This window comes from Stenotrophomonas sp. PA-6-5C (assembly GCF_021605635.1).
Taxonomy (GTDB): Bacteria; Pseudomonadota; Gammaproteobacteria; order Xanthomonadales; family Xanthomonadaceae; genus Stenotrophomonas; species Stenotrophomonas lactitubi.
This window is the reverse complement of record NZ_WKEE01000030.1, coordinates 1-16,961: the sequence shown is the minus strand read 5'-3', so window position 1 is coordinate 16,961 and position 16,961 is coordinate 1. Positions and strand designations below refer to the sequence as shown.

Here is a 16,961-nt window from a genome sequence, read left to right as displayed (position 1 = left end):
GTGGTTGCCGGCCAGCGGCCGGCACTACCAGATGCTTCAGCGGGCGGCGGCGATCGCCTTCACTCGCGCCTTGGCCAGCGCCTCGCCAATGGCCGGCCCCTTCAGGTGCGTGGTATCCAGATCACGTGCCTGCACTGACAACGCGGCCTGGTGCAGGCGCTTGAGCGTTTCGCCCTGCGGGTAGTCGCTGTCCTCGAAACCGAGCCGGCCGCGCTTGTCGGCCTCGCAGCACAGCGCGATGCGGGCCACCCGTTCCGGCCGGCGCAGTGCATCGCAGCGGCCCAGCAGTTCCAGCACGGTGGCATCGCGCAGTTCGTCGATGCGATGCACGTTCAAGTGCTCACGACATACGGCCTCGGCCAACTGCTGGTGCTCGGCCGGAATCTTCAGGCGCGCGCACAGTGCTTTCAGCGGCTTGATGCCGCGCTGTTCGTGCATGATGTGGCGCGGCCATTCCTCGGGCGGGGTCAGGCCCTTGCCGAGGTCGTGGGTCAGTGCGGCGAAGCCGACCAGATCATCGCCGGGCGCCAGCTTCGCGGCCATGTCGCTGACCATTTCCTGGTGGACACCGGTATCGACTTCCGGATGGAATTCCGCGCGCTGCGGCACGCCGTACAACGCTTCCAGCTCCGGCAATATCGGGCCCAGCGCGTGCGCGTCGTGCAGGGTGCGCAGGAACGCGGACGGGCGTTCGCACACCAGTGCCTTGCGCAGTTCCTGCCATACACGTTCCGGCACCAGTGCGTCGAGCTCGCCACTGGCGGCAATCTCGCGCATCAGTTCCATGGTTTCCGGCGCGACGGTGAAGCCGAGCGAGGCGAAGCGGGCCATGAAGCGCGCCGCACGCAGCACGCGCAGCGGATCTTCGACGAAGGCGGGACCGACATGGCGCAGCACGCGCTGCTCGATGTCGCGTGCGCCGCCATAGGGGTCGACCAGCGCGCCGCTGTCTTCATCGCAGGCAATGGCGTTGATGGTGAAGTCGCGGCGCTGCAGGTCTTCTTCCAGCGTCACCGCCGGATCGGCATCGACCACGAAGCCGCGGTAGCCGCGGCCGGATTTGCGTTCGGTGCGCGCCAGCGCGTATTCCTCGCCGGTCTTCGGGTGCAGGAAGACGGGGAAATCGCGGCCTACGGCGGTAAAGCCCTGCGCTTCCATCTGCGCGGGCGTGGCGCCGACGACGACCCAGTCACGGTCGCCGGCAGGGCGCTGCAGCAGGCGGTCGCGCACGGCGCCGCCGACAAGATAGATCTTCATGGGGGGATGATGGCACGGTAGCGCCGGGCCATGCCCGGCGGGATACATCGCGGCGTCCGCCGGGCATGGCCCGGCGCTACTGTCACCGGGCGATCAGTCGCCGCCCTGGTCGGCGTCGGCGGCGCAGGTGAAGCTCTTGCGCTTGTCCACCAGGCGGCCCATCAGGCGGTCGCTCAGCGGCAGTGCGTCGCCATTGAGTCGCCAGTCGTAGATCACGCTGAAGGCAAGCACACGGGCAACGTACTCGCGCGTTTCCTTGTAGCTGATGGTCTCGATCCACAGGTCCGGATCGAAGCCCGGGCGCTGGGTCTGCCAGCGTGCAGTCGGCGTCGGGCCCGCGTTGTACGCGGCGATGGTTACGTAGGGCAGGCCCTCGTACTTGTTCATCAACTGCCGCAGGTACGCGGTACCGATGGCGATGTTGGTGTCCGGGTCGTACAGGCTGTCAGCGCCGCCGTAGCCGGTCAGGCCGATGGACTTGGCCACGCCGGCACCGGTCGCCGGCAGCACCTGCATCAGGCCCATGGCGTTGGCAGGCGAACGCGCGCGCGGGCTGAACACGCTTTCCGCACGGATCTCAGCGGCCACCCAGGCAGGGTCCAGCGCATTGCGCGCCGACTCGCGGCGGATCGTGGCGTCGTGGTGCAGCGGGAAGCGCAGGTCGTACAGGCGCTGCTCCTGCTTCTGCTTACCGAGCGAGAACACCGCGCGGTCGAACCAGCCGTTGTCCTGCGCCACGCGCACCGCGAGACGACGCTGGGTGTCATCGAAGCGCGACAGTGCGTTGTTCCATTCGGCCACCGCCCAGCCGGCGCGGTCGATCTGGTACAGCGCCATCGCGCGCTGGATGGCCGGATCGCGGGCCACCACGGCCTGCGCCTGCGCGCTGTCGTTGGGCTTCCACGGGCACAGCGTGTACGGCTGCTGCAGCTTGTCCGCCGCCAGGAAACCATGGAAGGTCGGCGCACGTGCAGCTTCGCGGAACAGCGGTTGCGCCTGCTGTGCCTGGCCGGTCTTTTCCAGCATGCGGCCTTCGAAATAGCGCCACCGCGAATCGTTGCGCTGGGTCGGGCCCATCTTGCGGATCGCTGCCAGCGTCGCCGGCCAATCCCCGCGCGACATCGCTTCGCGTGCTCGCCATTCGTGCAGGCGTTCGTCGTAGGCCGCATCGGGTACCGCATTCAAGCGGCGGGCAGAGTCGGGCAGGTAGGATGCCACCGTCCACAGGGCGATCTGGTAACGCACCTGGCCCTGCTGTTCGGCGCTCAGGCCCAGCGCCTGCGCGTATTGCGGCAGCTGCTGTTCGGTGGCGTCCGGGTCGGCCTTGGCCAGCTTGGCCAGGCCATCGGTGGCGATGCGCCGGCTGCGCTCGTTGCGCGGCCAGTTCAGGGCACTGGCATTGGGCTTGTCGACGAAGGCGGCGTAGGTGTTGGCCAGCGCCAGATCGCCAGCCTGCAGGCCGCGGGCGGCCGAACGCATCACCGCCGGTTGCTGGGCATCGGCAGCGGCATCGATGCGCTCCCAGCGCAGTGCATCGCTCATGCCACCCTGCGCCTGCAGCACGGCGAACACGGCGTCGCAGGCATCAGGCAGTGACTTGCCGTTCTTGCGCCACAGATCCTGTGCCTCGCCAATCCACTGCGGGTCCACCTTGCCGGTGGCCTGCCGCGCCGTCAGCTGCGCACAACGCAGGCCGAGGTTGTCGGTCGGCACCCAGTTGGCCAGCAGCGTCGGCCAGTCCTGCCGGCGCGCCACGGAGGGCAGCCAAGCGCTGCGGAAGCTGTTGGCCACGGCCTGGCCCTGGTAGCGCTTGAGGAAGGCCTGTGCCTGCGCCGTATCCACGGTGTCGATGTTGCGCCGCAGGTTGGCGAACTCCAGCCAGCCATACGCTGGATGGCGGCTGAGCGCGGCGGCCTGGCCGGGATCGAACTGGCCACGTTCGGCGGCCGCGATGGCGGCCTTCAGCTGGGCGTTCTGGGCATCGAGGGACTGGGCACTCGCGCAGCCGATCAGCAGCGTGGTGGCCAGCGGGAGCAGGGACAGGGCGGTCGAAGATCGTCGGGTCATGGCGACCAGCATAGCGGGCAGTGGCTGAATTCAGTTTCTCATTGCGTACACGGCAGCAGAGGGCAACGACAGCTGAATGAAGTTGTGATCCGCACTGCCGCGAGGGCAGCTGCCCGGCGTAGGTTTGGGCTGGGGCGACCGGCCCTGCTGCAGGGAGCGGCACATGGCATTCAGTAGCGCAGGAAGAAGCGGCCCACTGGCGGACATCAACGTCACGCCACTGGTGGATGTGATGCTGGTGTTGTTGATCATCTTCATCGTGACCGCGCCGATGTTGTCGCGGCCGATCAACGTGCAGTTGCCGCAGGCCACCGATCGCGTGGTTGATCGCCCCGAGCCACCACCGCCGATCGAGCTGCGCCTGGATGCGTCCAGCCAGTTGAGCTGGGACGGGCAGCCGATGGCCATCGGCGATCTGCAGTCGCGCCTGCAGGCGCAGGCCAGCGAGCATGCCGGCAACCTGCCGGAGCTGCGCATCAGCACCGATCCGTCGGCCGAGTACGACGGCATGGCCAAGATCCTGGCTGCTGCCGAGGCCACCGGCATGGAACGCATTGCGTTCGTGCAGTGAGCGGGTCACCGGTGCGGCCTTCCTGATGGAGGGCCGCACTTGGGCAGCAGGCGCTGGGAAGGGCGCCGATGTAGATCACCGCCTTCGGTGAATACGTAGCCAAATGACGTTATCTGCTTTCAGAATCGTCAAATCCGCGTGAAAGAGTGTCGGGCATCACGCCGCGATCTTTACCGCTTGTTTACAAAGGAGACGCTGCCGCCATGCAGGGGGGAGCGCGGCAGTCCATGTCCCGACATTCCTTTGGAGAGAGAGCGAATGAATTACCTGCACCACCGCCCCTTGGCGGTTGCCGTCGCGCTGTGCGTGACCGCCCTGGCACCGATGGGCGCTGCTGCCCAATCGACCACCACCAATCTGGACGCGATCGAAGTCACCGGCACCCGCATCAAGCGCGCTGAAGTGGAAGGCCAGGTGCCGGTCCAGACCCTCAATCGCGCCGACATCGAACGCACCGGCCTGACCTCGATCGGTGAAGTGCTGCAACAGCTCACCGGTTCCGGCTCGGCGCTCAATGCCAAATTCAATTCGTCGGGCAACTTCGGTTTCCCGCCCGACGGTAGTGGCGTCGGCGCGGGTTCGGCGCAGGTGGACCTGCGCCATCTGGGTGCCAAGCGTGTACTGGTGCTGGTCGATGGCATCCGCTGGGTCAACGAATCCTCGGCCTCGGGCGTGGGCTCGGCCACCGACCTCAACACCATTCCGCTGGCGATCGTTGAACGCATCGAAGTGCTGGAAGACGGCGCGTCCTCGCTGTACGGCTCCGATGCCATCGCCGGTGTGGTCAACATCATCACCCGCCGCGATTTCGATGGCGGCCAGGTGACGCTGAATTACGGTGAATACAGCAAGGGCGATGGCACGCAGAAGGGCGTGGACCTGGCCTGGGGCAAGAGCGGCGACCGCTTCAGCCTGTTCCTGGGCGCCAGCTGGACCAAGCAGGATCCGGTGTTTGCCAAGGACCGCGAGCAGTCGCGCTTCCCGATTCCCGGCACCGGGCTGGCGTTCGGCAGCGGTGGCATTCCGCAGGGCCGTTTCATGTTCACCGACCCGAACACCGGCGCGGTGCAGAACATCGTGCCCAATACCGGCGTGAGCAACCCGCGCTACGACGGCAGCGCCGGCTGCGCGCGCACCGATGACTATCACTGCTTCACCAGCGCCGACCGCTTCAACTTCGCCGAGTACAACATGGTGCTGACGCCGTCGGAGCGTAAGGGTCTGTTCGGCCAGTTCCGCTTCGACATCACCGACAACGTGCAGTGGTACGTCAAGGCACTGGGCAACCGCCGCGAGTCGACCAACCAGGCCGGCCCGGAGCCGCTGTTCTTCGGCCCCGATGGTGCCACCGGCAATCCGCTGGCCGACAACATCACCGTGTCCGCGCTCAATCCATACAACCCGTTCGGCTTCGACCTGGTCTCGGGTGACAACATGAGCCTGATCGGCCGCCGCCCGGTGGAAGGCGGCGCGCGCGTGTTCAAGCAGGAAGTGGACACCACGTACTTCGCCACCGGTCTGGTCGGCAACTTCCAGGCGGCCGACCGCAGCTGGTACTGGGACGTCAACGGCATGTACAGCAAGAACAAGGCCGAGCAGACCAACTACGGCAGCTACAACATCTACAACGTCAACATGGCGCTGGGCGATCCGGCCGTGTGCGCGGCCACGCCAGGCTGCGTGCCGCTGAACATCTTCGGTGGTGCAGGTTCGATCACCCCGGACATGCTGCGCTGGATCCAGCCGGTGGTGCGCGACCGCAGCCAGAACGAGCTGAGCCTGTTCACCGCCAATCTGTCCAGCGATCTGTTCACCCTGCCGGCCGGTCCGGTGTCCTTCGCCACCGGCCTCGAACACCGCAAGTACAAAGGCTCGTACCAGCCTGACCCGCTGACGGTGATCGGCCACTACAACGGCGTACCGTCGCAGCCGACGTCCGGTTCCTACGACGTCAACGAAGCGTACCTGGAGTTGAGCGTGCCGATCTTCGCCGACTCGGCACTGGGCAAGAAGCTGGACCTGAGCCTTGCCGGCCGCTACTCGGATTACTCGACCTTCGGCGGTGAGTTCACGCCCAAGTACGGCCTGCGCTGGCAGGTGACCGATGACTTCGTGCTGCGCACCACCTACGCCGAAGGCTTCCGCGCACCGTCGATCGGTGAGCTGTACGGTTCGGCTGCGCGCGCTGACCTGCAGTTGTTCGATCCCTGCTCAGTGGGCCTGGGTGGCACACCGCCGCGTGGCAGCGCGGCCAACTGTGCCTCGCTGGGCGTGCCTACGGGCTTCCAGCAGGCCAACTCGCAGATCTCGGTGACCACCGGCGGCAACCGCGAGCTGGAACCGGAGCGGTCGCGCAGCTTCAGTGCCGGCTTCGTGTGGAGCCCCTGGTTCGGCAACGATGCGTCGTGGTCGGAACGCTTCGACGTGGAAGTGACCTTCTATCGCCACAACATCGATGGCGCGATCCAGGCGATCAACGCGCAGACCCAGCTGGACCTGTGCGTGGATACGCTGGACCCGATCTACTGCGATGGCATCACCCGTGCCAGCACCGGTGCGGTCAGCAGCTTCAACAACCGCCTGACCAACCTGGGATCGATCAAGACCGACGGTTGGGATGTGGATCTGTTCTGGACGTTGCCGCAGAGTTCGATTGGCCAGTTCAAGCTGGGCTGGAAGAACACCTTTGTGGGCCGTTACGAAGCCACCGGCGCGGCCGGCCAGCGGCAGCCGCAGAAGCCCGGCGTGGAAGTGGCCGACAGTTCGATTCCGGAATGGACCAGCAACGCCAGCATCGGTTGGACGCTGGACAACTGGAGTGCCAACTGGACGGTACGCCACATTTCCGAACTGACCGAAGACTGCGGTGACGCCGTGGCGTTCCCGGTGTGCAGCAACCAGGCTGCCGGCACCAACACGCTGTCAGCGACCACCTTCCACGATGCGCAGGTGGGCTACAAGATCGACTGGATGAAGGGGCTGCAGCTGACGGCCGGCCTGAACAACGTGTTCGACAAGGATCCGCCGATCTGCCTGTCGTGCTCGTTGAACGGCTATGACGCCTCGACCTACGACATTCCGCGTGGCCGTTACTGGTACCTGCGCGCGGACCTGCGGTTCTGATGTGAGGACGGCGGCGCCGGGCTCAGCCCGGCGTCCCCATGTGGATGTAGAGCCGAGCCCATGCTCGGCTCGATCGCCCACAACGTTGCGAAAGGCAGCCGAGCATGGGCTCGGCTCTACAGGTGCGGGGCGATCGTGCCCCGCGCCTGCTCAGAACGACCAGGTAAAGGTCAGCGAACCGTTGCGGCCATCGCCATACGCACCGTAGCCGGTGATCTGCGAGTAGTACTTCTTGTCCAGCAGATTGTTGAGGTTGGCCTGCACGCTGAATTCCTGCGAGATGCGGTAGCGCACGAACGCACTGACCAGCGCATAGCCTTCCTGTTCGAAACGACCCACCACCGGCGCTGCGTAGTAGATGCGGTTCTGCCAGTTGGCGCCGCCACCGACGGTCAGTTCCTGCAGCGACTGCGGGGTGTAGCTGGTGAACAGCTTCAGCGCGGTCTGCGGCAGGTTGGTGTTGATGTCGGCGTCGTTGATGTCCTTGGCCACATAGCGCGACGCACCGAAGGTGGCATTCCAGCCCGGCGCCAGTTCGCCGTTCAACTCGAACTCGAAGCCACGGCTGACCGTGCCGCGTGCGGCCACATAGGCCGTTTCATTCTGCTGCCCATCCACCTTGTCCATGGTGGCCTGGCCGACGTTGTCCTGTTCGATGCGGAACACGGCCAGCGAGGCATTCAGGCGGCTGTCGAACCAAGCACCCTTGACGCCCACTTCGTAGCTCTTGCCATCCACCGGGTCCAGGTAGCTGCCCTGCTTGTTGCGCAGCGTCTGCGGCTGGAAGATTTCGGTGTAGCTGGTGTACGCCGAGTAGGTGTCGTTGATGTCGTAGACCAGGCCGGCGTACGGCGTGGTGACCTTGTGCGAGCGATCATTGCCTTCGTCTTCGCTCTTCCAGTCGGTGTAGCGCGCACCGACGATCAGCTTCAGCGGATCCGCCAGTGACAACCGCGCGGCCACGTAGCCGGCCTTCTGGGTGATGGTGCCTTCGCTGGCCAGTGCCAGTGGGTTCCAGTTCGGCTGGGGGATGTTGCCGGTCCAGTTGAGGTAGGTATCGAACGGGTTCCAGCCCGGGCCACCCATCTGGAAATCGCCGTAGTTGGCGAACTCGCGCTTGTTGTAGCTCAGGCCGGCCATGAACTGGTGCTCGCGACCGAACAGCTGGAACGGACCATCGATGTAGCCGTCGATGCCATCGACCTTGCGCTCGGTGTTGTAGAAGCCGGCCATCGGCGTTACACCTGCGCCGGTGGTCTTGTCGAAGGCGGTGTACGACGGATAGAACAGCTTGTCATCGGCCTGGGTGCGATCGTGGGTGGCGCCGATCTTGAACTTCCAGCCATTGCCGAACGCGTGCTGCAGGGTGGCGAAGGCGCGCTTGCTGGTGGTGTCCCAGTAGGTCCAGTCCGGCGAGGGATTGAACGACGTCGGGTAGTGGGTTGAACTACCGTCCGCGTACCACATCGGGAAGCCGCCCCAGGTCGCGCCGCTGGCCTTCTTGTGCTGGTAGTCGTAGCCCACGCTGAGCTGGGTATCGGCGGTCAGGTCGGCATCGATCACCGCATAACCGAGGGTCTTGCGCTGGTTGTAGCGGTCCATCTGCGCGTCGGTGTCCAGGTAGCTGCCGATCACGCGGCCGCGTACGGTGCCGCTGGCATTGAGCGCGCTGCCCACGTCCACGGTGGTGCGGGTGCGGCCCCAGCTGCCGACGTTCACCGACACGCTGCCGGTCAGCTCGGCGCTGTCGGCGTGCTTGCGGATCAGGTTCACCGATGCCGACGGGTTGCCGGCGCCACTGAGCAGGCCGGTGGCGCCGCGCACCACTTCCACGCGGTCGTACAGGGCCAGGTCCAGGCCGGAGTCGCCGTAGCTCCAGTTCTGCACCATCTGCGTGGGCAGGCCATCGAACTGGTAGCTGTCGATGTAGAAGCCGCGCGCGTAGAACTCGGTGCGCTCGCTGTCCGACTGCGTGCTGGTCACGCCGGTGGTGTTGCCCAGCACGTCGATGATGTCGTCCAGCTTCTGATCTTCGATGCGCTGGTGGCTGATGATGCTGACCGACTGCGGGATTTCGCGCGGCGCCAGGTCGAAGCGGGTACCGGCCGAGGTACGGCGCACCGAATAGCCTTCGGCGCGCTCGCCCTTCACCACGACCTTGTCGAGGGTGGTCGGGTCGGCGGCGGTTTCGGCGAAGGCAGCGGGGGCGGCCGCCAGGCAGAGGGCGGCGAACACGGCGGTGGACAGCCGCTGCGGCTGCAGGGGACGGAGGGCGGGACGGATCATCGGGGGATTCCTGGGCGGGCACGCGCGTTCGGCCGGCATCCAGGAGGCGAGGCGCTACGGGTAGGGGAAGGGCGGGCAGGCCGTCCTGGCACCACCGGAAACGAAAGAAATGGTAATACGAACTATTCCTATTTACAAATCGTGAACGCGGGGATCCAGAGCGAGGCCCGCGCCGCAGTCAGCGGCTGTCCCGCCCCTGCAGCAGCGGCAGTGGGTCACGGGCACCATCGGCGCCGTAGATGCCCCAATGCAGATGGGGCGGCGTGCCCTTGGCGTTGCCGCTGTCGCCGACATGGCCGAGCAGGTCGCCGGGTTGCACTACCTGTCCGCGCGCCAGGCCATCGGCCCAGTCTTCCAGGTGTGCGTAGTAATAGCGCTCGCGTCCCGGGCCGATGACCCAGACCTGGCGGCCACCGAGGCCGCCGTCGCGGATGTCGGCGATGACGCCGAGGGTGGCACTGCGCACCGGCGTGCCGCGCTTGCCGAAGATGTCGATGCCGGCATGGCTGCGGTCGCGACCGCGCGGCGCACCGAAGGTATCGGCGATCTGGCGCGGGCGCACGCCTTCCACCGGCACCGGCAGCTGCGTGGCCGGCGGCATGCGCGAGAGCGTCCACAGCATCTTCGGTGCGGCGGCCCACGGGCTGTTCCAGAAGGCCATCGCCGCGATGACCAGGATCAGCAGGATGGCGCCACGCAGGAGCCAGCGGCGCAGGCGTCTGGCATTGGAGGGGGCGGGGGTATTCATGCGTTGCCAGTGTAGGAGCAGGCCATGCTCGAACACATCTACGCTATGACAACGGCACGTCGAAGCCACGTTTCAACGTGCCCAGCGCCACCGACGTCCGGAAGCGCTCGATGTTGTCATCCGCACCGAACAAGCGCTCGGTGATCGCCTCGTACTCTTCCATCGATGCCGCCGAGAGCAGCAGCAGGAAATCACCATCACCGGTGATCGAGTAACACTGCTGCACGGCAGGATCATCCTGCACGCGGCGGCGGAACGGGGCGACCTTCTCGCGCTGTTCGCTGACCACGCGCACCTCGACGATGATGGTCAGCGGCCGGCCGATCTTCGCGGCATCGATCACCGCCACATTGGCGGCGATCACCCCGCTGTCCTGCAGGCGCTTGATCCGCCGCTGCACGGCCGGGGTCGACAGGTGCACAGCCTCGGCGATCTGCCGCTGCGGCAGGGTGTTGTCCTGCTGCAGCAGGGCGAGGATGGCGCGGTCGAAGCTGTCCAGCACGGGGGCGGTGGCCATGGTGAGCAGAAGTTGCACGGACGGGCCGTCAATTGAGCCAAGTGCTCGCCGTCGGCGCAATAGACTGGCGGCATGCAGACTTCTCGAATCGCGCCGATGTTGCCGGCGCTGGCGGTGCTCGGCTCGGTCACCGCACTGGCCATCGGTACCTCCTACGCCAAGCAGCTGTTCCCGTTGATCGGTGCGCAGGGCACCAGCGCGCTGCGCGTGGGCTTCTCGGCGCTGTTGCTGCTGCTGTTCTGGCGGCCATGGCGCTGGAAGACCAGCCGCGTGGATGCGATCACCATCCTGCGCTACGGCCTCACCCTGGGCCTGATGAACCTGTTGTTCTACATGGCCTTGCGGACGATCCCGTTCGGCATTGCGGTGGCCATCGAATTCACCGGCCCGTTGACGGTGGCGATGCTGTCGTCGCGGCGGCCGATCGATTTCCTCTGGGTGGGCTGTGCGGCCGTGGGACTGCTGTTGTTGCTGCCGATCGGCGGCGGCCCGGCACTGGACCCGGTGGGCGTGCTGTACGCCATGGGCGCGGCGGCCTGCTGGGGCCTGTACATCGTGTTCGGCAAACGCGCCGGCCACCTACACGCCGGGCACTCGGTGTCGCTGGGGTTGCTGGCTGCGTCGCTGGTGGTGGTGCCGGTGGGCGTGGTGCATGCCGGTGCGGCGTTGCTGGAGCCGAAGATCCTGCTGGCCGGGCTGGTGGTGGCGCTGGTGTCCAGCGCAATCCCGATGTCACTGGAGATGATGGCGCTCAAGCGCCTGCCGAAGGAGACCTTCGGGATCCTGATCAGCATGGAACCGGCGGTGGCCGCGCTGTGGGCGATGCTGTTGCTGCACGAGCACCTGCATGGCCTGCAGTGGCTGGCGATCGGCTGCACGGTGCTGGCCTCGGTGGGCAGCACGATGACGGCAAGGCGGTTGAAGGTGCCGGTGGCGCAGGCGGGATAGCGCCGGACCATGCCCGGCGAAGAGCGTGCGGACCAACGGTCCGCACCCACCAGATCAGCGTGCCAACCGAGGTGGGCACCTGCCAGAAGCGTCAGCGCAGGGCGTCGGCGGGGACGTCGATCGCCATCGCCAGGGCCAGATGGTCGGAGAACGCGGCCGGTACCGCTTCCACGTTGCGGGTCTGCAGACCGCTGCTGACCAGGATGTGGTCGATGGCGCGGTCGGGGCGCCAGCTGGGGAAGGTCGGCACGATGCAGCCAGGCGGCTGCAGGCGGGTCTTCTGGTACAGCACCTGCATTTCCGGACGTTCGGCCAGGCAGTTGAAGTCGCCCATCAGCACCGCATTGGGATGGTCCGACAACAGCTCGGCGATGAAACCGAGCTGGGCCATCCGCGAGCCTGCGCCCAGCGACAGATGGGCCACCGCAACGGCCAGGCCATCACGACCATCGCCGAACTTGGCCAACAGCACACCGCGCCCGCCGATACGGCCGGGCAGGGCATGGTCCTGCACTTCCACCGGTTCCAGTTTGCTCAGCAGGCCGTTAGCACTTGAGGCGACACCACCCATGCGCCGGTTCGGCTGGTGGCTCCAGTAATTGAAGCCGGCGCGCTGGGCCAGGTAATGGGTCTGGTTGGTGAAGCCCGAGCGCAGGCTGCCCGGGTCGGCCTCCTGTAGGCCGACGATGTCATGACCGCGCGCCAAAGTGGCAATCGCGTCAAGGCTGCTGCGCTTGCGACCCGCCGGCAGCGCATGTGACCAGCTGCGGGTCACATAGTCGCTGTAGCGGCGGGTACTCGAGCCGGCCTGGATGTTGGCCGTCAGCAAGCGCAGGGTCCGTGTTGTGGGGGAAGTCACGGCCGGGAAAACGTCTCTTTGATCAGTGAGCCTGGGCCGCACCGCGTTCGCGGGCGATCAGGTGGTCGGCAATGCGCAGCATGTCCGGGAAGCTCTTGCCCTTCACCAGGTACTTGCCGTTGACGATGATCGACGGGGTGCCGCTGATCTGGCTGCGCTGGGCGAACTGCTTGGCCGAGTTGGTCTTGGCATTGACCGCGAAGCTGCCCATGGTGGCGGCGAACTGCTTCGGATCGACCCCGTAGGCACCGTAGAACTTGGCGATGTCATCGACCGAATCTGCACCGCGCTCGCCCTTCAGGGTCTGCTGCGAGTGGATGGCCGAGTACAGCGCTTCGTGGGTCTTCTCCTGCACGCCCAGGGTCTGTGCGGCGTAGAAGGCACGGGCGTAGTTGTCCCAGGTGCCGCCGAACATGGCCGGCACGTAGACGAAGTTCACATCGCTCGGCAGGCCGGCCTTCCACGGGCCGACCAGCGGCTGGAACGCGGCGCAGGCCGGGCAGACGTAACCGAAGATCTCGACCACTTCGACCTTGCCGGCCGCCGGCTGGAACGGCTGGCCGTTCGGGATCAGCTGGTAGTCGGCGCCTTCCACCGGGGCCGGGCCGGTCAGCGCGGTGGTGGTCGGAGCAGGGGCGGCGCTGGCGGCGGTCTTGTCACCTTCGGCAACTGGTGCAGCGGCTTCGCCGCCTGCGGCCGGCGCAGCCGGTTCGGTGCTGGCCGGGGTCGCGGCCGGTTCTGCCGGGGCGGAGGTGTTGGTAGTGCCGTCGTCGGCCTTGCAGGCCGCCAGGATCGGCAGCAGCGCTGCGAGGGCGAGGGCGGCGAAACGGGTCTTCATGGAAACGTCTCCAGCATCTGGAAAGGTGGGGCCGGCGTCAGGCACCGGCCAGAGGGAAATGATGACATGCGGCGGCGACAGCGCCGTGTCGATGGTGTGTGTTGGTTCAGCGGCCGCGGGCGGCGCGGGCCTGGGCGATCAGCGCCGAGGCGATGCGCAGCTGGTCGTCGAAGCTCTTGCCACGGACCAGGTACTGGCCGTTGATGATGATGGCCGGGGTGCCCGGCACCTGGGTGCGCTGGGCGAAGGCACGGGCGGCATCGACCTTCTTCTGTACTGCCTCGCCGCGCAGGGCCTGCGTGTAGCGCTCCGGGGTCACGCCGTAGGCCTTGTAGAAGCTGGCGAGCTCATCGGCCGAGACGTTCTGCATCGGCAGCGTGCCGTCATCGTGCAGGGCCTTGAACACGGCGGCGTGGCTGCGCTTGGCCACGCCCACTTCGTCGGCGGCGTAGTAGGCCAGGGCCCAGGCATCCCAGGCACCGCCGAAGGCGGCCGGGACCGGGGTGAAGCGCACGTCGGCCGGCAGCTTGGCGGCCCACGCGGCCAGCTGCGGTTCGAAATGGGCGCAGTGCGGGCAGGTGTAGCCGAACACCTCGACCACTTCGATCTTGCCGGCCAGCGGCTGGAACGGGCCAGGCTGGGCGATGCGCTCGTAGTCTTTGCCTTCGACCAGCGGGGCGTTGGCGGGGGTGGCGGCGCAGGCCGCCAACGGCAGCAGCACCAGCAGGGACAGCAGAAGGCGGGGAATCAACCTCATCGACACGCATCTCCGTTGAAAATGACAACGCCGGCGCAGCCGCCGGCGTGAAGGAAACATACCGCAGCGACGGGCCGTCGTGGCGACCCGCGCCGACCAGTGGCGGTCAGGGGGCGGCGGCCGGTCGCGTCGAAGCGCCCTCGGCGGCGAGGTCGTCGGCCTTGTTGTGCAGGCCCTGCAGGTAGCTGGAAAGGGCCTGCACCTCCTGCTCGGTCAGCTTCTGCGCCACCGTGGCCATGATCTGGAAGTGCGCCTTGTCGGTCTCGTTGGTCTGCCCGGCCTGGTACTCCTGCAGGCGCCGGGCGACATAGCTGGCGTGCTGGCCGCCGATGTGCGGGTAGGCCGGGCCCGGGTTGCCGGCGCCGCTGGGGCCGTGACAGGCCATGCAGGCCGGCAGCCCGCGCTGGGCATCGCCGCCGCGGTAAAGCTGCTGGCCGATCTGGTAGAACTTCATGCCCTTGTACGGGCCCTCGGCCACCAGCGTGTCGTCGGCGATGCCGGCGTTGGCCTTCTGGGTGGCGAAGAACGCGCCGATATCGCGCATGTCCTGCGGGGTGAGGTTCTGCACGAAGGGCACCATCGCCACAGCAGCGCCGGAACTGCGCTGGCCGTTGGCGATCAGGGCCATCTGCTGGGCGACGTAGCGCTCGCTCTGGCCGGCGATGCTGGGATACATCTCCACCGTGGAATTGCCATCGGCACCATGGCAGGCGGCACACGCGGTGGCCTTGGTCTGGCCGGCCTTGGCATCGCCCCAGGTGGTCTTGCTGAAATCCACCTCGAGCGAGGCGGTCCTGATCGGGCCGTTGTCGGGCAGCGGGGTCAGCGTGGTCTGCGCAAAGGCAGCAGCGGCAACAACGGCAGTAGCAAGGGCGGATACGGCAAGAACGCGAGCGTGGCGCATGCTGAAGCTCCGTATGGACCGGCCGGGCGGCGGCGGCCGGCATCGCCCGGATTATCAACGCCGTTTCCGTACACGGTCAACGCAGCAGTGCAGCATTTTCCCGCTGGAAGGCCCCGGGCCGGGCGCGCGGCGCCGCAACATGCGATCCTATGCGCATGTCATTGCTCATCGAACGCGCCCAATACCACCTCTCTGCCCACAACATGGGGCAGCTGCCGCCCGATGAAGGATCCGAAGTGGCCTTTGCGGGTCGCTCCAACGCCGGCAAGTCCAGCGCGCTCAACGCGCTGACCCGCCAGAACAGCCTGGCCCGGGTCTCCAAGACGCCTGGCCGCACCCAGCAGCTGGTGTTCTTCCAGGTCACCCCGGACGCCCATCTGGTCGATCTGCCCGGTTACGGCTACGCGAAGGTGCCGCTGGACCTGCAGGCGCACTGGCAGGCCTTCATCGACCGCTACTTCCGTACCCGCGAGGCCTTGAAGGGCCTGGTGGTGGTGATGGACATCCGCCATCCGCTGAAGGACTACGACCGGCAGATGCTGGCCTACGCCGTGCAGCGTGGCCTGCCGGCGCATGCGCTGCTGACCAAGGCCGACAAGCTGAGCCGCAGCCAGCAGATGCAGACCCTGCAGAAAGTGCGCAAGGAACTGCATTCGTCGTTCGGCGATACGGTGAGCGTGCAGGTGTTCTCCGGCGCCGCCCGTACGGGCGTGGATGAAGCCCGCGGCATCATCGGCGGCTGGCTGGGGCTGGAATAAGGAACAGGGCGCCGGGCCTTGCCCGGCGACACTTTTGTAGAGCCGAGCCCCCGCTCGGCTGCCGCGCCTGGCGCGGCGAGACCCTGATGGCCGAGCATGGGCTCGGCTCTACACGGGGTCATTTCAACGGCGAGAACTCCGCCGGCACCCACGCATAGGCCTTGCCTTCGCTGCGCACGTGACCCAGCCCGGGGAAGGGCAGGTGTGCGCCGGCGACCCACCAGCCCTTGGCGGTGGCTTCCTGCAACAGGCTGCGACGGCTGGCCGTAGCCGCCTTGCGGTCCGAATCGGCCTCGAATGCCGCTTCCGGGTGCGCGAACTGCACCGCGTGGAAATGCAGCACATCGCCCCACACCAGCAGTGACTGGCCCTGGCTGTCGAAGCGATAGGACACGTGCCCCGGCGTGTGGCCGTGGGTATCCATCGCCACCGCAGGGCCGGGCAGGGCATCACCAGGCTGGAAGGTGTGCAGGCGACCGGCGGCCTGGTACGGTGCCACCGCGTTGCGCGCCAGCGCGAAGGCGAAGCGCACGCCTTGCGGCGCCGTGGCTTCACTGGCCGGGTCGAGCCAGTAGCGGGCATCGGCCTTGGACAGCCACACCGTCGCATTCGGATAGGCCGGCTTGCCTTGTGCATCGAGGATGCCGCACAGGTGATCGGGATGGGCGTGGGTCAGCAGCACCTCATCGATCTCGGCCGGGTCCACGCCCGCCGCGCGCAGGTTGCCCAGCACCTGGCCCTGGTCAGGGCCGAAGCACTGCGCAGTGCCGGCATCAACCAGGGTCAGGTGCTTGCCCTGGCGCACCAGGAACGCGTTGATCGCGGTCTGCAGGCCTTTCTTGTCTTCGGGCACGTAGCGGCCTTCGAGCAGGCGGCTGACCAGTGTTGGCGGCACATCGACCACTTCCTGTCGGCCGAGCGCGACCACGCCGTCGAACAGGGCGGTGACCTGCAGCGCACCGATGCGCTGGTGCTGCACACCCGGCACCTGTTGGGTGGGAGCGGGCGAGGTGGCCTCGGCCAGCGCGGCCAACGGCAGGGAGGACAGGGCCAGCAGCAGGGCGGCGCGCAGTGGCAGGTGGCGCAGGGTCATGGCGGTTCTTCTCGATGAGTGATGGGCAGGCCCGGTGCGCACAGCGTGCCGTGTTGCGCGTGCGTGCGGCGCTCAAACCACTGCGCGGAATGCTCAAGGGGGGTTATCGGCAGGGCTGCGCCCTGCACCCGCAGAGGCAACGGCAACGGCAACGGCAACGGCCGGAGCAACAGCAGAAGCTGGCTTCCTGTGGGGAGGCGGGGTGGGTCCGGTTGCGGGGGACGCCGTGAATACG

The 16,961-nt window shown here is 67.1% G+C and carries 14 protein-coding genes; 4 read left to right on the top strand and 10 right to left on the bottom strand.

Annotated features, from left to right (window positions below):
* Positions 1-36: 36 nt before the first annotated feature.
* Both GIW57_RS13660 and GIW57_RS13655 read right to left on the bottom strand, forming a co-directional pair.
* Entirely contained in the window at positions 37-1,257 is a 1,221-nt protein-coding gene (locus GIW57_RS13660; RefSeq protein WP_100462575.1) for a multifunctional CCA addition/repair protein, read from the bottom strand.
* Positions 1,258-1,350: 93 nt separating this feature from the next.
* Positions 1,351-3,336 (bottom strand): transglycosylase SLT domain-containing protein, encoded by a 1,986-nt coding sequence (locus GIW57_RS13655; protein ID WP_100462578.1) that lies wholly within the window; start codon positions 3,334-3,336, stop codon positions 1,351-1,353.
* A gap of 151 nt (positions 3,337-3,487) precedes the next feature.
* Here GIW57_RS13655 and GIW57_RS13650 point away from each other — a divergent pair, with 151 nt between their 5' ends.
* Positions 3,488-3,895 carry a biopolymer transporter ExbD gene (locus GIW57_RS13650; RefSeq protein WP_099820943.1) on the top strand — a complete coding sequence of 136 codons (408 nt, stop codon included), beginning with the start codon at positions 3,488-3,490 and terminating at the stop codon, positions 3,893-3,895.
* A gap of 258 nt (positions 3,896-4,153) precedes the next feature.
* Positions 4,154-7,018 (top strand): TonB-dependent receptor, encoded by a 2,865-nt coding sequence (locus tag GIW57_RS13645; RefSeq protein WP_236511531.1) that lies wholly within the window; start codon positions 4,154-4,156, stop codon positions 7,016-7,018.
* Positions 7,019-7,168: 150 nt separating this feature from the next.
* Here GIW57_RS13645 and fhuE read toward each other — a convergent pair whose 3' ends face one another.
* The 3 genes from fhuE to GIW57_RS13630 form a co-directional block, all read right to left on the bottom strand.
* Entirely contained in the window at positions 7,169-9,304 is a 2,136-nt protein-coding gene (gene fhuE, locus GIW57_RS13640) for a ferric-rhodotorulic acid/ferric-coprogen receptor FhuE (RefSeq protein ID WP_100462589.1), read from the bottom strand.
* A 178-nt stretch (positions 9,305-9,482) separates the two neighbouring features.
* Entirely contained in the window at positions 9,483-10,052 is a 570-nt protein-coding gene (locus tag GIW57_RS13635; protein ID WP_100462592.1) for a M23 family metallopeptidase, read from the bottom strand.
* Between the two features lie 43 nt (positions 10,053-10,095).
* Positions 10,096-10,569, bottom strand: coding sequence for an Lrp/AsnC family transcriptional regulator (locus tag GIW57_RS13630; protein WP_165378087.1), 474 nt, complete (start codon positions 10,567-10,569; stop codon positions 10,096-10,098).
* Between the two features lie 72 nt (positions 10,570-10,641).
* Here GIW57_RS13630 and GIW57_RS13625 point away from each other — a divergent pair, with 72 nt between their 5' ends.
* Positions 10,642-11,517, top strand: a complete 876-nt coding sequence (locus GIW57_RS13625) for an EamA family transporter (protein WP_089236864.1) — start codon at positions 10,642-10,644, stop codon at positions 11,515-11,517.
* A gap of 91 nt (positions 11,518-11,608) precedes the next feature.
* On the opposite strand, the gene GIW57_RS13620 is transcribed toward GIW57_RS13625, so the two are convergent.
* The 4 genes from GIW57_RS13620 to GIW57_RS13605 form a co-directional block, all read right to left on the bottom strand.
* Positions 11,609-12,346, bottom strand: coding sequence for an endonuclease/exonuclease/phosphatase family protein (locus GIW57_RS13620; protein ID WP_218946652.1), 738 nt, complete (start codon positions 12,344-12,346; stop codon positions 11,609-11,611).
* 52 nt (positions 12,347-12,398) lie between these two features.
* Entirely contained in the window at positions 12,399-13,214 is an 816-nt protein-coding gene (locus GIW57_RS13615; RefSeq protein WP_236511530.1) for a thiol:disulfide interchange protein DsbA/DsbL, read from the bottom strand.
* Positions 13,215-13,320: 106 nt separating this feature from the next.
* A complete protein-coding gene (locus GIW57_RS13610; RefSeq protein WP_093818001.1) occupies positions 13,321-13,971 on the bottom strand; it encodes a thiol:disulfide interchange protein DsbA/DsbL in 651 nt (216 codons plus the stop codon).
* Between the two features lie 106 nt (positions 13,972-14,077).
* Positions 14,078-14,875 (bottom strand): c-type cytochrome, encoded by a 798-nt coding sequence (locus GIW57_RS13605; RefSeq protein WP_099820952.1) that lies wholly within the window; start codon positions 14,873-14,875, stop codon positions 14,078-14,080.
* Positions 14,876-15,030: 155 nt separating this feature from the next.
* Between GIW57_RS13605 and yihA the strand changes: the two genes are divergently transcribed.
* Positions 15,031-15,633 (top strand): ribosome biogenesis GTP-binding protein YihA/YsxC, encoded by a 603-nt coding sequence (yihA, locus tag GIW57_RS13600; protein WP_100462756.1) that lies wholly within the window; start codon positions 15,031-15,033, stop codon positions 15,631-15,633.
* Positions 15,634-15,751: 118 nt separating this feature from the next.
* On the opposite strand, the gene GIW57_RS13595 is transcribed toward yihA, so the two are convergent.
* A complete protein-coding gene (locus tag GIW57_RS13595) occupies positions 15,752-16,726 on the bottom strand; it encodes an MBL fold metallo-hydrolase (RefSeq protein WP_236511528.1) in 975 nt (324 codons plus the stop codon).
* Positions 16,727-16,961: the final 235 nt, after the last annotated feature.

What these genes read in the sequence shown, in the direction of transcription:
- GIW57_RS13660 (WP_100462575.1), bottom strand. Translation starts at nt 1,257, where the DNA reads ATGAAGATCTATCTTGTCGGCGGCGCCGTGCGCGACCGCCTGCTGCAG.
- GIW57_RS13655 (WP_100462578.1), bottom strand. Translation starts at nt 3,336, where the DNA reads ATGCTGGTCGCCATGACCCGACGATCTTCGACCGCCCTGTCCCTGCTC.
- GIW57_RS13650 (WP_099820943.1), top strand. Translation starts at nt 3,488, where the DNA reads ATGGCATTCAGTAGCGCAGGAAGAAGCGGCCCACTGGCGGACATCAAC.
- GIW57_RS13645 (WP_236511531.1), top strand. Translation starts at nt 4,154, where the DNA reads ATGAATTACCTGCACCACCGCCCCTTGGCGGTTGCCGTCGCGCTGTGC.
- fhuE (WP_100462589.1), bottom strand. Translation starts at nt 9,304, where the DNA reads ATGATCCGTCCCGCCCTCCGTCCCCTGCAGCCGCAGCGGCTGTCCACC.
- GIW57_RS13635 (WP_100462592.1), bottom strand. Translation starts at nt 10,052, where the DNA reads ATGAATACCCCCGCCCCCTCCAATGCCAGACGCCTGCGCCGCTGGCTC.
- GIW57_RS13630 (WP_165378087.1), bottom strand. Translation starts at nt 10,569, where the DNA reads ATGGCCACCGCCCCCGTGCTGGACAGCTTCGACCGCGCCATCCTCGCC.
- GIW57_RS13625 (WP_089236864.1), top strand. Translation starts at nt 10,642, where the DNA reads ATGCAGACTTCTCGAATCGCGCCGATGTTGCCGGCGCTGGCGGTGCTC.
- GIW57_RS13615 (WP_236511530.1), bottom strand. Translation starts at nt 13,214, where the DNA reads ATGAAGACCCGTTTCGCCGCCCTCGCCCTCGCAGCGCTGCTGCCGATC.
- GIW57_RS13610 (WP_093818001.1), bottom strand. Translation starts at nt 13,971, where the DNA reads ATGAGGTTGATTCCCCGCCTTCTGCTGTCCCTGCTGGTGCTGCTGCCG.
- GIW57_RS13605 (WP_099820952.1), bottom strand. Translation starts at nt 14,875, where the DNA reads ATGCGCCACGCTCGCGTTCTTGCCGTATCCGCCCTTGCTACTGCCGTT.
- yihA (WP_100462756.1), top strand. Translation starts at nt 15,031, where the DNA reads ATGTCATTGCTCATCGAACGCGCCCAATACCACCTCTCTGCCCACAAC.
- GIW57_RS13595 (WP_236511528.1), bottom strand. Translation starts at nt 16,726, where the DNA reads ATGACCCTGCGCCACCTGCCACTGCGCGCCGCCCTGCTGCTGGCCCTG.